The organism is Methylobacterium sp. Leaf85, from assembly GCF_001422125.1.
Taxonomy (GTDB): domain Bacteria; phylum Pseudomonadota; class Alphaproteobacteria; order Rhizobiales; family Beijerinckiaceae; genus Methylobacterium; species Methylobacterium bullatum.
This window is the reverse complement of the sequence record NZ_LMME01000023.1, coordinates 273,550-287,800: the sequence shown is the minus strand read 5'-3', so window position 1 is coordinate 287,800 and position 14,251 is coordinate 273,550. Positions and strand designations below refer to the sequence as shown.

Annotated in this window: 13 protein-coding genes and 1 pseudogene; 9 read left to right on the top strand and 5 right to left on the bottom strand. The window is 65.1% G+C overall.

What is annotated here, in order from left to right; genetic code table 11:
- The first annotated feature begins 183 nt into the window (after positions 1 to 183).
- From ASF08_RS13560 to ASF08_RS13535, 6 genes and pseudogenes are all read left to right on the top strand, one after another.
- Positions 184 to 1,074, top strand: a complete 891-nt coding sequence (locus ASF08_RS13560) for an ImmA/IrrE family metallo-endopeptidase (protein WP_056146122.1) — start codon at positions 184 to 186, stop codon at positions 1,072 to 1,074.
- Positions 1,075 to 1,566: 492 nt separating this feature from the next.
- A pseudogene (locus tag ASF08_RS13555) lies at positions 1,567 to 1,922 on the top strand (recombinase family protein).
- A 219-nt stretch (positions 1,923 to 2,141) separates the two neighbouring features.
- Positions 2,142 to 3,779 carry an inorganic phosphate transporter gene (locus tag ASF08_RS13550; RefSeq protein ID WP_026176071.1) on the top strand — a complete coding sequence of 546 codons (1,638 nt, stop codon included), beginning with the start codon at positions 2,142 to 2,144 and terminating at the stop codon, positions 3,777 to 3,779.
- A gap of 908 nt (positions 3,780 to 4,687) precedes the next feature.
- Positions 4,688 to 5,011, top strand: coding sequence for a hypothetical protein (locus ASF08_RS13545; protein ID WP_056146118.1), 324 nt, complete (start codon positions 4,688 to 4,690; stop codon positions 5,009 to 5,011).
- A gap of 62 nt (positions 5,012 to 5,073) precedes the next feature.
- A complete protein-coding gene (locus tag ASF08_RS13540) occupies positions 5,074 to 6,105 on the top strand; it encodes an alpha/beta hydrolase (RefSeq protein WP_056146116.1) in 1,032 nt (343 codons plus the stop codon).
- An 84-nt stretch (positions 6,106 to 6,189) separates the two neighbouring features.
- Complete coding sequence (locus ASF08_RS13535; protein WP_018042458.1) at positions 6,190 to 6,387, top strand: hypothetical protein; 198 nt, start codon at positions 6,190 to 6,192, stop codon at positions 6,385 to 6,387.
- Positions 6,388 to 6,416: 29 nt separating this feature from the next.
- Here the strand turns inward: ASF08_RS13535 and ASF08_RS13530 are convergent, their stop codons facing one another.
- Positions 6,417 to 7,205 (bottom strand): bestrophin-like domain, encoded by a 789-nt coding sequence (locus ASF08_RS13530; protein ID WP_244474525.1) that lies wholly within the window; start codon positions 7,203 to 7,205, stop codon positions 6,417 to 6,419.
- A 319-nt stretch (positions 7,206 to 7,524) separates the two neighbouring features.
- On the opposite strand from ASF08_RS13530, the gene ASF08_RS13525 reads away from it, so the two are divergent.
- Both ASF08_RS13525 and ASF08_RS13520 read left to right on the top strand, forming a co-directional pair.
- Positions 7,525 to 7,944 carry a CopG family transcriptional regulator gene (locus ASF08_RS13525; protein ID WP_018042456.1) on the top strand — a complete coding sequence of 140 codons (420 nt, stop codon included), beginning with the start codon at positions 7,525 to 7,527 and terminating at the stop codon, positions 7,942 to 7,944.
- Between the two features lie 63 nt (positions 7,945 to 8,007).
- The gene (locus ASF08_RS13520; protein WP_056146108.1) at positions 8,008 to 9,219 is read left to right on the top strand and encodes an extracellular catalytic domain type 1 short-chain-length polyhydroxyalkanoate depolymerase; all 1,212 of its coding nucleotides are present in this window, start codon (positions 8,008 to 8,010) and stop codon (positions 9,217 to 9,219) included.
- A gap of 124 nt (positions 9,220 to 9,343) precedes the next feature.
- Here the strand turns inward: ASF08_RS13520 and ASF08_RS24160 are convergent, their stop codons facing one another.
- From ASF08_RS24160 to ASF08_RS13505, 4 genes are all read right to left on the bottom strand, one after another.
- Positions 9,344 to 9,445 carry a DUF2474 family protein gene (locus ASF08_RS24160; protein ID WP_018042454.1) on the bottom strand — a complete coding sequence of 34 codons (102 nt, stop codon included), beginning with the start codon at positions 9,443 to 9,445 and terminating at the stop codon, positions 9,344 to 9,346.
- Between the two features lie 35 nt (positions 9,446 to 9,480).
- A complete protein-coding gene (gene cydB, locus ASF08_RS13515; protein WP_056146106.1) occupies positions 9,481 to 10,488 on the bottom strand; it encodes a cytochrome d ubiquinol oxidase subunit II in 1,008 nt (335 codons plus the stop codon).
- 10 nt (positions 10,489 to 10,498) lie between these two features.
- Positions 10,499 to 11,917, bottom strand: a complete 1,419-nt coding sequence (locus tag ASF08_RS13510; protein WP_056146565.1) for a cytochrome ubiquinol oxidase subunit I — start codon at positions 11,915 to 11,917, stop codon at positions 10,499 to 10,501.
- A gap of 93 nt (positions 11,918 to 12,010) precedes the next feature.
- Positions 12,011 to 12,415 (bottom strand): DUF983 domain-containing protein, encoded by a 405-nt coding sequence (locus tag ASF08_RS13505; protein WP_056146103.1) that lies wholly within the window; start codon positions 12,413 to 12,415, stop codon positions 12,011 to 12,013.
- A 192-nt stretch (positions 12,416 to 12,607) separates the two neighbouring features.
- Between ASF08_RS13505 and ASF08_RS13500 the strand changes: the two genes are divergently transcribed.
- Positions 12,608 to 13,999: an aminotransferase-like domain-containing protein gene (locus ASF08_RS13500; RefSeq protein WP_056146098.1), complete on the top strand. Its 1,392-nt coding sequence runs from the start codon at positions 12,608 to 12,610 to the stop codon at positions 13,997 to 13,999.
- Positions 14,000 to 14,251: the final 252 nt, after the last annotated feature.

Sequence of the window (14,251 nt, the reverse complement as noted above, 5' to 3'; positions counted from 1 at the left end):
TGCGATTTTTTGGCTGGAGGTGCTGATCTCCGGCCGGGAGGATGCGTTTGAAGAGCGGGCAACCACTCGAGGCACGCGGCGACATCGGATTCCTTCCTGTACGAACTCCCTACAGTCCGGTTTCGAGATAGATGGTGCGTGGCAGCCTGATGATCGGCTCAAGGACTGGAAGGGGCTTCGAGGATGCCGATCAGCAGGAAGGATCTGGCCGACGCGGGCTCGCCGGAGGCGCTCGTCAAACGCATCCTAAAGGCCGAGCCGAACCTGCCGGTGCCCGTACCGATCCAAGAGCTGTGCGCACGCCTCGGGATCCTCAGGATCGAGGAACTGGACACTGACGGGTTCGAGGGCGGCCTCGTCACCGACGCGAAGCGGTCCGAAGGAACCATCCTCGCCAAGCGCGGGGGCGAACCGCGCCGCCGCTTCACCATCGCGCACGAACTCGGCCACTTCCTGATGGCGCACCACGTCCCGGATCAGCCCGGCCGGTTCCTGTGCAAGAGTTCCGACCTACTGCGCCTCACAGCCAAGGAGGGCGACGAACGCCAGCTTAGGGAAGTCGAGGCCAACCGCTTCGCCACACTCGTGCTGATGCCACCGCACTTGCTGCGGGAGGCCGTGGCTGCCTTTCGCGAGCCCGACCTGCAGCACGTACTTGCGCTCGCGCGCGACTTTGCGGTCGGCAAGGAGGCGGCGGCTCGGGCCTACGTGCAGTACCACCCCGAGCGGATCGCCATCGTCGTGGCGGGCAACGGCCGGGTGCAGCGGTGCTATCGCAGCCTCTCCTTTCCGACCATCGTCTGCGGGGTCGGCAGTCCGGTCCCGACACGCTCGCGCTATCATAGCAGTTCGCATCGGCCGAACATCGCGGGCGACATCGCCCCGTGCAGTCCCGATCTCTGGATCGATGTAAGGCGCGACCTCCGCGCGCCGGCCCTCTCCGAGCAGGTCTATCTCCAGCAGAACGGCTTCGCGATGATCCTGCTGCGTCTGGAACCCGTCCCGGAGGAGAGCGCGGAGGAGCGCAGGCTCGAGGAGGGTTGGCGTCACCGTTTTCACTCGGGGCGCCGGTAGGCGAGACTTTTGTAAGATATAATTCTTAGCTGGAGTGACAACCTCAGAATCTAGGAAATCGTTTCTGACTAAAAATAGAAAAATTTGACTTTCAGGTAGATGATAGTCAATTCAATCATCTGTTATGCCGCCTGCGGGTATAGGCCGGTTGTCCTATACAACAATAAATCTGCCGCGATTTAAGGCCGAAAAGTGATTGATGAGCTCATCTTTAAGAATTCATCTGCATGAGAGTAAGATATGAAAAATCGTAGCGCGTTGTTAATGTGGCTTCACATATTAGGGCTTCTTCATTTCAGCAAAACGGTCGCCCAGTGAAACGAACTTATTGAGGTGGCTCGCGAAAATCAAAAGTGGATCACGGCTCGTTGTCACATTAGGGTACACCCTGGCGTCACGTAACACAGCTGGCGCCGGTCATCGTAATATCTGGGGTGACACCGGCTATTTGTGACAAGGTAACCTCAGGCCTAAAGCCTGAGGTTACAAGCCATGGCCCGCATCGGTTACGCTCGCGTCAGCACCCTCGACAGGATCTTGATGGGCAGGTTGCCCGGTTGAAGGCCGAAGGCTGCGGGGTCATCCGTTAGGAGAAGATCTCGGGCGGCAGCCGCGACGGCCGGGTCGAGTTGGCGACGGTGCTTGAGTCCCTACGGCGGTTCATCAAGGAGCGCCAGCGCGATGGCATCGAGCGCGCGACGGGCAGCGGTGTGTATGCCGGCAGCAAGCGCCGCGTCGACCGCGACCGGATCATGACGTTGTCGAAGGCCGGCAATGGGGCCGCAGCAATCGCTGTGGCCTTGGGCCGCTCCGGCATGCAGGTTTGTCGGGTGCTTCGCGAGTCCTGACGGTCCGGCTGGAGCAGGCCATGCCGGTTGCTTGGTCGGGCTTCATGCGGATGTCACCTGGCCTATCGCCAGTCCAGGCTCGGGAGGAATGCCGGCGCCTTACGTTCGAGGTCTCTGCCGTAATCCGTCGAGGCAGGGGAATTTCGAATACGTGTCACAGGACTGTTATGAGCGCGACCTACTGGCAGGATCACTGATCCCTAGGGTCCTGAGGCCATCATGTCCGACGCCGTTGCTGCTCCGACTGGCTTGCCGAAGGGCGCCATTGCGCCCGCCGCAGGGCCAAAGCTCGATCACGGCATTCATCCGGGCGGGGTCATCGCGTTCCTGCTCGTCCTGGTCGCGGGATTGGCCTACGCGCTCTACAGTCTTGTGACAGACATGAACGCGGTGGGCCAGTCGCCTCTCGCCATCGGCGCCTTCGTGCTGCTCGGCCTGGCTCTGCTCATCGCCCTGGCCTTCGAGTTCGTGAACGGGTTCCACGACACCGCCAATGCGGTCGCCACCGTGATCTACACCCACTCGATGCCGCCGCTCGTCGCGGTCATCTGGTCCGGCGCCTTCAACTTCCTCGGTGTGATGCTGTCCTCCGGCGCGGTCGCCTACGCCATCGTCACCCTGTTGCCGGTGGAACTGATCCTGCAGGTCGGGTCATCGGCCGGTTACGCCATGATCTTCGCGCTGCTCATCGCCGCGATCCTCTGGAATCTCGGCACCTGGGCTTTCGGCCTGCCGAACTCGTCGTCCCATGCCCTGATCGGATCGGTCATCGGCGTCGGCCTCGCCAACCAGCTGATGGCCCCCGAGGGACAGGCCACTTCGGGCGTCGACTGGGCGCAGGCCCTCGGCGTGTTCAAGGCGCTGCTGTTCAGCCCCGTCATCGGGTTCATCGCCGCCGCCCTGCTGCTGCTGGCCCTCAAGTTCACGGTGCGCCGGAAGGATCTCTACGAGGCCCCCAAGGGCGAAACCCCGCCGCCTTTGTGGATCCGCAGCCTGCTGATCCTGACCTGCACCCTCGTGTCGTTCTTCCATGGCGGCAATGACGGCCAGAAGGGCATGGGCCTGATCATGCTCATTCTCATCGGCGCGGCCCCCACCGCCTACGCCCTCAACCGCACGATGTCGGACGACACCACCCCGGCCTTCATCCAGACCTCCCAGAACGCCAGCACGGTGTTCGCGAGCCATGCCGGGAACGGGCCGAAGCCCGATGCCGCCGAGGCTCGCAAGCAGGTGTCGGAAGCCCTGAAGACCAAGGACCTGAACCGGCCTGCCGTGTACGGGGCGCTCGCCGCGCTCTCGACCGACATCGCCGACAACGTGAAGGGCTACGGCGCCATCAAGCAGGTGCCGGCGGCGGCGACCTCGAACCTGCGCAACGACATGTATCTCGCCGCCGACGCGATCCGGCTTCTGCCGAAGAACGGGGCGACGTTCTCGGAGGCCGAGACCGGCACCCTGAAGGCCTATACCGGCCTCCTCAACGACGGGACCCGCTACATTCCGACCTGGGTCAAGGTCTGCGTCGCCTTGGCCCTCGGCCTCGGCACCATGGTCGGCTGGAAGCGCATCGTCGTCACCGTAGGCGAGAAGATCGGCAAGACCCATCTCACCTACGCGCAGGGGGCGTCCGCTGAGATGGTCGCCGCCGGCACCATCGGCCTCGCCGAGCTTTACGGTCTGCCGGTCTCGACCACCCACATCCTGTCGAGCGGCGTCGCCGGCACCATGGCGGCCAACGGCTCGGGCCTGCAGATGTCCACCGTCCGCAACATGGCATTGGCCTGGGTCCTGACCCTGCCCGCCGCCATCACCCTGGCGGGCGTCCTCTTCTTCATCCTGCGACATGTCTTCTGAGATGACGGATGCGACGCGGGTGACCGCCTCAGTTTCATGACTACGATGGGCCGAATGGCCTGCGGGACCGTGCTGTACACTCCCTGTAAGGAAAAACTCTCACCAAGAGTTGCATGATCGCGTAGATGCCGCTGCTTCGGCCTAGGGCTGCTCCCGCGAGCGCTCTCCGCCGAAGTGGATGCCGGTTCGGCGAAAAAGAGCGCGGCACAACAAAGGCCTGGAGATGTGCCCCGACCCAACGTGGTCGGGCGCAGCCCTAGAGCCACTGGTGATGGTCGAGAAATCATTCGATCCAAGACAACCGGATGGTGAAGAGAAGGTGACGGGAACCGGCGTGTTGTTGTTGACCGTCGCTGTCAGAACGCTCTGTGCCTGAGCCGTATTCGCCATGACCGACGAAGCGAGAATGAGAGTGCCCACGAACAATGTCTTATTCATGATATCCTCTTTTTGACATGTCAGTTATACTGCACATGTCGCAGCAATAAATCGTCCGAGAATTTGAGTATGGGCAAATTTTAAAGAAACAGATTGACAGATGGGGCAAAAACTGAATCTATATATAAAATTTATGTCATTGTTCGCAATAATAAGGCAATGATACTTATATTAGGCAGAACAGGATTGGCATTTGACGCTGTTATCAAAAATGGGGATTGTCAATCTACTAAAATAGTAGCTTGCTCGCAAAGTCAGAGTATCGATAGTCACACCCGAAGCCCCTTGTCCCGTCGGACAAAGTGTTAGGTCGGGCATGGGCTGGGCCATGATGAGCATCGAGAACGTCACGAAGGCCTATCATGGCCGGGCAGGTTCGCTCCCCGTCCTCAGCCGGGTGAACCTCCACGTCCGAAGCGGGGAACTCTGCGCCCGCACGGGGCGCCTCGGGGTCCGGCAAGACCACGCTCATGAACCTCATCGGACTCCTCGACCGGCCCGACGAAGGCGCGATCCGCCTGGTCGGGACCAACACGGCGGACCTGAACGAGAGCAAGACCGCCGGGTTGCGCAACCGCCTGATCGGCTTCGTCTTTCAGGCCTTCCATCTGCTGCCGCGCCTGTCGGCCCTCGACAACGTCGCCCTGCCGCTCGGCGCTGGCCGTCGGCAAGGCCATTCGTGTCGAGCTGCTATGAGACACCGTCTTGATACGGCGCGAGACGTGCACCCTGGCGTCGATCGTCGACACACAAGATTTGTGAGGAGGACCGCTTTCCAGGGGGCAGGCCACTGACACATGCCCTCCCCGGTTCTTGGTGTAGGGTCATGTCATCTCGACCGACAAAGGGGCATCCTATGAGACTGATCCGGGCTCTCTGCTTGGGAGGCGTCATGGCTGTGAGTGGGCTTTCTCAGCAGGCATCCGCGGGCGATGCGCAACTGCCCGGTTATTCCGAGGGGGCTCAGGTCGTTCGCGTCGAAGGAAGCCGAAGCCAGGTCGACCAGATCAGCGGTGTGATCTATTCCCAGATCCGTTCGATGCGTGCAGTCAGACAATTGCGCATGTCGCTGCTCGTGCCACGCACCAACGACAAGAAGCCTGCGATCGTCTATTTCCCAGGTGGCGGATTTACCTCTGCCGACCATGAGAAATACTTCGAAATGCGCTCGGCATTGGCCGCGGCCGGCTTCGTCGTCGCCGCCGCCGAGTATCGCGTCGTCCCCGACAGGTTCCCGGCTCTGGTGCAGGACGGCAAGGCGGCCGTGCGCTACCTGCGGGCTCATGCGGCCGAATACGGCATCGACCCGGCCCGGATCGGCGTGCTCGGCGATTCCGCCGGCGGCTATCTCTCGCAGATGGTCGGCGTCACCGGTGGAGAGAAAGCCTTCGACAAGGGCGATCATCTCGATCAGTCCTCCGATGTGCAGGCGGCGGTGACCCTTTACGGTATCTCGAACCTCCTCAATATCGGCGAGGGATTTTCGCCGGCGGTTCAACTCATGCACCAATCGCCTGCGGTGACCGAAGCGCTCTTGGTCAACGGACCGGCCTTTCGCGACTTCGCCGGTGCTTCGATCTCGGCCGATCCTGCCAAGGCGCTGGCGGCAAGTCCCATGGGTCATCTCGGCGTCGATGAACCGCCTTTCCTGATCATGCACGGCACCGCCGACACGCTCGTCTCGCCGGTGCAGAGCAAGCAGTTGTTCGAAGCCCTGCGGGCTAAGGGCAACAAGGCGGAGTATGTGCTGGTCGAGGGAGCGGGCCACGGCGACCTGCCCTGGTTTCAGCAGCCCGTGATCGATCGGGTCGTCGCCTGGTTCAAGGCGACGCTCGGTGGCCCCATTGCGGGAGCCGGCGGCAAGACCGATCCCAGATCCGATCTCTGACCGCCCCCGGCCGCATGGGAACCCGACCCCGCTCCCCGCGCTTGCCCTCACGAGCCGGCATTCCACCCGGCCGAGGAGACCGCCATGTCGAGCGACACCGAGAAACATCAGGCTCTCCTGGCCGCCCTGAAAACCGCACAGGGCAAGGGTGACGGATCGTTCGAGCAGGCCGTCACGCAAGCTTTCGCGCATGTCTTCGAGCATCTCGAGCGCCTGAACGCCGTCAGCGGTCCCGATGAGGGACGCGCCCTTCATGCCGGCGAGTCCCCGACCCTGCGGTAGGTCCGCACTCATCGTGGGGAGCGAGGTTCTCAGCTGCCCGGGTCGATGACCGTGCGGACCTGTTCCAGCAATGACGGACGGATCGCCAGCGGTCCGTCGAAGGGGCGTTCATGCATCGCCACGACTCCCAGCGTGATCACCATCGCCAGACCGAAGACGGTCAATGTCATTGCCTGCGACGCGGGTCGTTCGGTGTGGATCGCGGCGATGACCAGCAGGGTCAGGGCCAGGAGCGCGAGCAGGGTCGCCCACTTGCTGTCGTCCCCCTCCACCTCGCTGAGGGCGAGCCGTTCGCTCCGGGCGGTCTGCAGGGCGAGGGTGGCGGCCAGGAGAGCGGAGTGATTGGCTCGTCCGACGACGATGTCGAAATTCGGCGCCACCACGGCCTGGAGCAGCCGGCCGAAGGCCTGATCCGCCTTCGATGATGCCTTTCCGCCATTGGCCATCGCCGGCCATTCCTCGACCACGATGGCCTCGATGTACTCCGCCAGCATCATGCGGATATCCGGTAGATCCTTCGACACGGACCGGCTCAGGTTGAACACGGCCCGCGCCTGAGCGCTCTCCGTCTGGACGACGCGGGAGGCTTGCCTCTGGCGCTCCCACGCATCGTTGGCGACGAATCCCATCAGGAGCGACAGCAGTACCGACAGGACACCCACGAAGGCGGGGGCGATCCCGGTCGCCACCGCCACGACGACGGGACGCGTCCGCTTCGTGTTGGTGAGCAGCATCAGGATCAGGCACCAGGCCGAGACGAGAAGCGCAAGGGTCCCGAAGATCAGCCAGATCGGCTGGTCGAGCCAGAACGTGAGCATCAAGGGTGATCCGGGCCGGTGGCGGCGGCCGTGATGAGGGCTGCGCGAGCGAGGACGCATGCGTCGTTCCAGATTGCGGACGACGATGCCCGCCGTCACCCGCAGTGGCGCACGAAGCACCGCGCGCCTTTGGAATGCAACGCAACACGCCCGGTGCCCGCGATCCGAAGGGCCACCTCATTGTGAGTGACGGGCCCACCGCGTGGCGCTCGCCCCAATTCCCTCATTCGCGTACCCCGATTCCACGCCGGCACTTGCGCTCGTACTGCGGCGCACCATCTACAGACCATCCAGCGAGATGGTATGGGGATGGTTTTCGATGTCGGATACGGTTCGTGAGCTTCGTCCCAAAGCGCCCGACAGCGAGAAGCTGACCCTCAATCTCGGCTTCGTCGATCTCGGCCAGATCGACCTCCTGGTTCGGGACGGGTTCTATGCCAACCGTGCCGACTTCATCCGCACGGCCGTGCGCAATCAGCTCGACCGTCAGGGCGACGCGGTGAAGCAATCGGTCGCCCGCAAGCAGCTCAGTCTCGGGCTGTCCCACTACAGCGTCCGCGATCTCGAAGCCGCCAGGGATGCGGGGACGCCGCTGCACATTCAGGTGCTCGGCCTCGCCAGCATCGCGTTCGATGTGACGCCGGAGCTGGCCCGACAGGCCATCGCCTCGGTGCAGGTTCTCGGGGCCTTCCAGGCCAGTCCCGAAGTCAAGGCGGCCTTGGCCGACCGCATCGCCTGACCCATTCGCCATGACCCGGGCGGAACGCCGTTCCGTGCCTTCACCCCATCCAGGATCGTGACCATGACCGCTTTCTCGACCATCGACATGGGTGAGGTGACCCGTCTCACCCGCGCGGGCCAGTTGAGCGAGGCGATGGCCCTGCTCCAGGGAAGGCCCGTTCCGTCGACACCGACCGGCCCCCACGCTGCTGCCGGGACCATCGACATGGTGGCGCCCACGATGTCCGGCGGGGCCTGGACCGCGCCCGGCACCGACCGCACGTCCGCCGATGGGGCGGCGAGCACGGCGAAAACCGCCTTCGCACGGCCGGGACTCGCGGAGACGATCCAGACCCTGCGCGAGCGTTTCCCCAAGATGGGCGCGATGCCCGACCTCGGACAGGGCATCGGATCGGCGCGGGGCGCCACCGTCGCCGTCCCGGAAGGGGCGCGGTTCGAGGAGCGGAGCTTCGGCAACGAGGCGGGCAGCCGGGCCTACAAGGTCTATGTCCCCAGCGGCTACCGGGGCCAGGCCCTTCCCGTCGTCGTCATGCTGCATGGCTGCACCCAGAACCCGGACGATTTCGCCGCCGGAACCCGCATGAACGCACTCGCCGAGGAGCAGACGTTCCTCGTGGCCTATCCCGGCCAGCCGCAATCGGCCAACATGCAGAAGTGCTGGAACTGGTTCAACGCCGGTGACCAGCAGCGAGGCCGCGGCGAACCTTCGCTGATCGCCGGCATCGCCCTGGAGGTGGTGAAGGAGTTCTCCGCCGATCCGAGCCGGGTCTATGCGGCGGGCCTGTCGGCCGGCGGGGCGGCGGCGGCGATCATGGCGGCGACTTATCCGGATGTCTTCGCGGCGGTCGGCGTCCATTCCGGGCTGCCGTGCGGGGCGGCCAGCGACATGCCCTCCGCCTTCGCCGCCATGAATGGGGGCGGTACTTCCAAGGCGCCGCAGAACGGTCCGGGCGTGCCGACCATCGTCTTCCACGGGGATGCCGACAAGACGGTGAAGCCGGTCAACGGCGAACAGGTCATCGCCCTCGCGATGCCGGGCGCCTCGCTCGCGCGCACGGCGACCCAAGGGACGACCGAGAGCGGGATGGGCTTCACCCGTACGGTCCGGACAGATGCGTCCGGGCGGGCCATGCTCGAACATTGGGCGCTTCACGGCGCCGGCCATGCCTGGTCCGGCGGAAGCAGCGACGGAACCTACACCGACCCGCGCGGCCCCGATGCCAGCCGGGAGATGGTGCGGTTCTTCATGACGCACGCGAACCGTTCGTCGTGACCGCTTCGACCTGCGGGGCTCTTCGGATTTCGTCGAAGGGCTCCGCACCACCTCTCGTTCGAGAGCACGTTCCGTAGAACGGGACGAAGGAGACTCCCGGCGGGACGCTCTCGGCCGCCCGGTACTAACCGGCCTTCAGCCAGGCGCGAAGACCGAAGGAGACGATCCCGAGGGCGACGATGCTGGCCGCCCAGATCGCCGCGAACCAGAGCAGACGCCGCCACAACGGCGATGGGTTTCGGCGAAACGCGGCGGGCTCCATCAATGGTACCCCGCCTCATCGACCTTTCCGCGAAAGACCCAGTACGAGTAGGCGGTATAGGCCAGGATGATGGGGATCAGCACGGACGCGCCGGCCAGGAGGAAGACCTGGCTCGCATGCGGCGAGGCGGCTTCCCAGATGGTGATGCGGCCGGGCACGATATCCGGGAAGATGCTGATGCCGAGCCCGGCGAAGGAGAGCAGGAACAGACCGAGGGCCAGGAGAAACGGCGCGGTCTCGGCCCCCTTCCGCAGCAGGCGGAAGAACAGGAACGAGGCGACGGCGACCAGGATCGGCACCTGCGCCGTGAGCAGCACGTTCGGCATCGAGAACCAGCGCTCCCAGTATTGTCCCTTCAGGAACGGCGTCGCCGCGCTCACCGCCGCCACGGCCGCGATCGTCGCCGCGCCGAGCCACAGGGACAGCGAGCGGGCGCGTTCCTGCAGCGATCCTTCCGTGCGCATGACGAGCCAGGTCGCCCCCAGGAGCGCATAGCCGCAGACCAGGCCGATTCCGACGAGCACGCTGAAGGGAGACAGCCAGTCCCACCAGCCGCCGGCATAGGCACGGCCTTGGACCTCGATGCCCTGCAGCAGCGCACCGAGGGCGACGCCCTGCGCGAAGGTGGCCACCACCGATCCGCCGGTGAAGGCGATGTCCCACAGGACCCGGTGGCCGGGGTCGCGCCACCGGAACTCGAACGCGACGCCCCGGAAGATCAGGCCCAGCAGCATGGCGATGATCGGCGCATAGAGGGCCGGCATGATCACCGCGTAGGCGAGTGGAAAGGCGGCGAACAGGCCTCCTCCGCCCAGGACCAGCCAGGTCTCGTTGCCGTCCCAGACCGGGGCCACGGAGTTCATGGCGGTGTCCCGCTCCTGCCCCGGCCGGAACGCCGGGAACAGGATTCCGAGACCGAGATCGAAGCCGTCCATCACGATATAGGCGAAGACCGCGAAGGCGATGATGAAGGCCCAGACGACGGTCAGGTCGATGCTCGCGAGCATGGCGGAATCCTCACTCGGCCGGATGGAGGGAGCGGCCGGGATCGACCGAGGGTGCGGGCGTGATGCCCGCGGTGCGGATCGGAACACCGGGCTCGATCCCGTGCTCGCCGAGATGCGGGGATTTCGCCATCAGGCGCAGGATGTAGAGGATGCCCATGCCGAACACCGCGAAATAGATCAGCACGAAGGCTACGAGAGAGGAGCCCACGGCCGGCGCCGAGAGGGGAGACGCCGATTCCGCCGTGCGCAGCAGGCCGTAGACCGTGAAGGGCTGCCGCCCCACCTCCGTGGTGATCCAGCCCGCCACCACGGCGACGAAGCCGGCCGGCCCCATGGCGATGGCGAAGCGGTGCAGGAGCGTCCATTCGTAGAGCGCCTTCCTGTAGCGCGCATACAGGCTGGAGACGCCGAGCAGCAGCATCAGCATGCCGAGGCCGATCATCACGCGGAAGGACCAGAACACCACCGGAACCGGCGGCCAGTTCTTCCGGTCCACCGTGTCGAGCCCCTTCAGCGGCTCGTTCCACCCGTGTTTGAGGATCAGCGAGGACAGTTTCGGGATGGAGATCTGGTAATCGACCCGGCCTTCCGCCTGGTTCGGCAGGCCGAACAGGATCAGCGGCGCCCCGTCCGGATGGCTCTCGTAATGCCCCTCCATCGCCATGACCTTGGCGGGCTGGTGCTCGAGGGTGTTCAGCCCATGGGCGTCGCCGGCCAGGATCTGCAGCGGCGCGACGATGGCGGCCATCCACATGGCCATCGAGAACATCGTCCGCGCCCCGAGATTGTAGCGGTCGCGCAGCAGGTGCCAGGCGCCCACCGCCCCGACCACGAGGGATGTCGTGAGGTAGGCGGCCAGCACCATGTGGACGAGACGGTATGGGAAGGAGGGATTGAAGACGATCGCCCACCAATCCTCCGGGATGAACTGGCCGGCGGCATTGATGCCGTAGCCCTGCGGAGTCTGCATCCAGGAATTCACCGACAGGATCCAGAAGGCCGAGAAGAAGGTGCCGATCGCCACCATGAGGGTGGCGAAGAAATGCAGCTTCGGCCCGACCCTGGACATGCCGAACAGCATCACGCCGAGGAAGCCGGCTTCGAGGAAGAAGGCCGAGAGCACCTCGTAGGCCATCAGCGGGCCGAGCACCGGCCCGGTCTTGTCGGAGAAGACCGACCAGTTCGTGCCGAACTGGTAGGACATGACCAGCCCGGACACGACGCCCATGGCGAAGGCGATGGCGAAAATCTTGATCCAGTATTTGAACAGATCGAGGAAGACCTGACGGCCCGTCGCCAGCCAGAGTCCCTCCAGCACGGCGAGAAAGCTGGCGAGCCCGATGGAAAACGCCGGGAACACGATGTGGAAGGCCACCGTGAAACCGAACTGGATTCTCGCGAGCACGAGGGCGTCAACGTCCGACAGCATGTCGATCAACCTGAATGGTCGTTGGGAACGGGCAGGAAAACGACTCGGCAGCTCAGTCTCGTCGACGAACCCTGCCCCATTGCGTCGCTGCGCTCAACGCCCGGCTTCCGGCCCGGCCTTCGGCACGGCCCGGACCGCGAAGCGGCCTTCCTCGGCCTTGTTGATGTACTGGCTCGCGATGAAGAGCCCCTTGAGCGGGCGGATGATCGGCACGCAGGCCAGGAGAAGCAGCGGGAGCGTGAGCACCGCATGGATCCAGAGTGGCGGATCGTAGGTCAGTTCCAGCCAGATCCCGAAGGCGGTGACGGGAAATGCCATCGACATCATGATGAAGAAGGCGGGGCCGTCCGCCGGATCGGCGAAGACGTAATCGAGGCCGCAGGCCTCGCATGCCGGCTTCAAGGTGATGAAGCCATCGAACAGCCGCCCCTCGCCGCAGCGCGGGCATCGGCAGCGCAGGCCCACCGACAACAGGGATCGATCCGTCGTTCCGTCCATGGTCGAGGTTCCTCGATGTTGGCTCACGTCCCGCACTCGATCGGCAGCGGCTCAGGTTTGCGGGCTTAAGATTGTATGGTATCAAAATCCATACATTGCCTCGCAGCGCGAGTTGCGGCTGTCGGTTTTTGAGACGGGGAAGCCTGTGGCTCTGTTCCTTGTATGCATACAACTTGGCGTGATGTAGGGTCAATGATGGAATCGTGGAGCCCTACAATCCTGGAAGAGGCCGGGCCGAAATATCTGGCCATCGTCCGGGTCCTGGCGGACGACATTCGCTCCGGGCGGCTCGCCCCCGGCATGCGGCTGCCGCCGCAGCGCAGCTTGGCCAAGCATCTCGACGTCGATCTCACCACCGTCACGCGGGCGTTCAACGAAGCGCGGAGGGCCGGGCTGATCGATGCCTCGGCCGGGCGAGGCAGCTTCGTTCGCGCCGCCGCGTCGCCGCTGGCGAAGGTCAGGGCGCCGGACCCATCGGCGAGCGTCGATTTCAGCATGAACATGCCGCCCCAGCCGGCGGAGGCGCGGCTCGCCGAGCGCATGGAGGCGGGGCTGGCGCGGCTTTCCGCCTCGCCGGGCTTCCTCGACCGCATGCAGTATCAGGACAGCGCCGGCAATCTGGCGGATCGCGCGGCTGCGGCGACTTGGCTCGCTCGCCGGCTGGGTCCCGTGCCGGTCCAGCGGGTCATCGTAGCCGGCGGGGCGCAGGCCGCCCTCTCGGCCATTCTCGCCGTGCTGCTCAGGCCCGGCGACGCGCTCTGCGTTCCCGCCCTGACCTATCCGGGTCTGCGGATGGCGGCCGAGCGGCGCGGAGCCCGGTTGCTTTCCGTCGCGACCGACGGGGACGGCATCGACCCCGATTCCTTCCTCGAGCGCTGCCGGGCCGAGAGGCCGCGCGCCCTCTACCTGGTGCCGACCCTCGACAACCCGACGACGGCGACGCTCCCGCTGGCCCGTCGCGAGCGGATCGCCGAGATCGCACGCTCCCACGGGGTCGCGATCATCGAGGACGATGCCTACGGCGCCCTGCCGCCGGACGCTCCGGCCCCGTTCGCGGCTTTGGCCGGCGACATCACCTGGCATGTGGCGACCCTGTCCAAATGCGTCACTCCGGGCTTGCGCATCGCCTATGTCGTCGTGCCGGGCACGAACGAAGCGGTCCGTGTCGCGGCCGAGCTGCGCGCCATTAGCATGATGGCCTCACCGCTGGCCGCCGCCCTCGCCTCCCACTGGATCACCCACGGAGACCTCGACGCGATCGTCGGGGCCATCAGGCGCGAGAATAGCCGCCGTCAGGTCGTGGCGCGGGAGGCGCTCGTCGGCCTCGAAGTCCACGCTCATCCCTGCGGGCACCATCTCTGGCTCCCGCTCCCGGCGCCGTGGCGGCGCGGCGAGTTCGGGGCGCATGCGCGCCAGCTCGGGGTATCGGTGATCCAGAGCGATGCTTTCGCCGTCGGCCCGGCCCCCGACGCGATCCGCGTCTCCCTCGGCGCCGCGCCCGACAGCGAAGCCCTGCGATACGGCCTCGGCCTTCTGGCGACCCTGCTGGCACACCCGCCCGGTGCCATTTCGAGCGTCGTGTGAGGGAAGAGCGGAACCCGGCCGCCTGGATCCCCAGTGAGCGTGTCTGGTCACCCTGCATCCGGGATTAATACAGCAAAGCTTGGCAGTCAGCCTCGGTAGGGTCTCCCTCGACATCGGGCGATACGATTTCACCCTCAGTTTAGAATTCCTTTAGCCTGCGTTCAGCTTTCTTTTGCCAAAAGCTCCCGTTGGTATTGCCCAATGAGCCCGGCGCGCACGGCGTGCCGACTGCCGAGGGGGGATGGATGGACG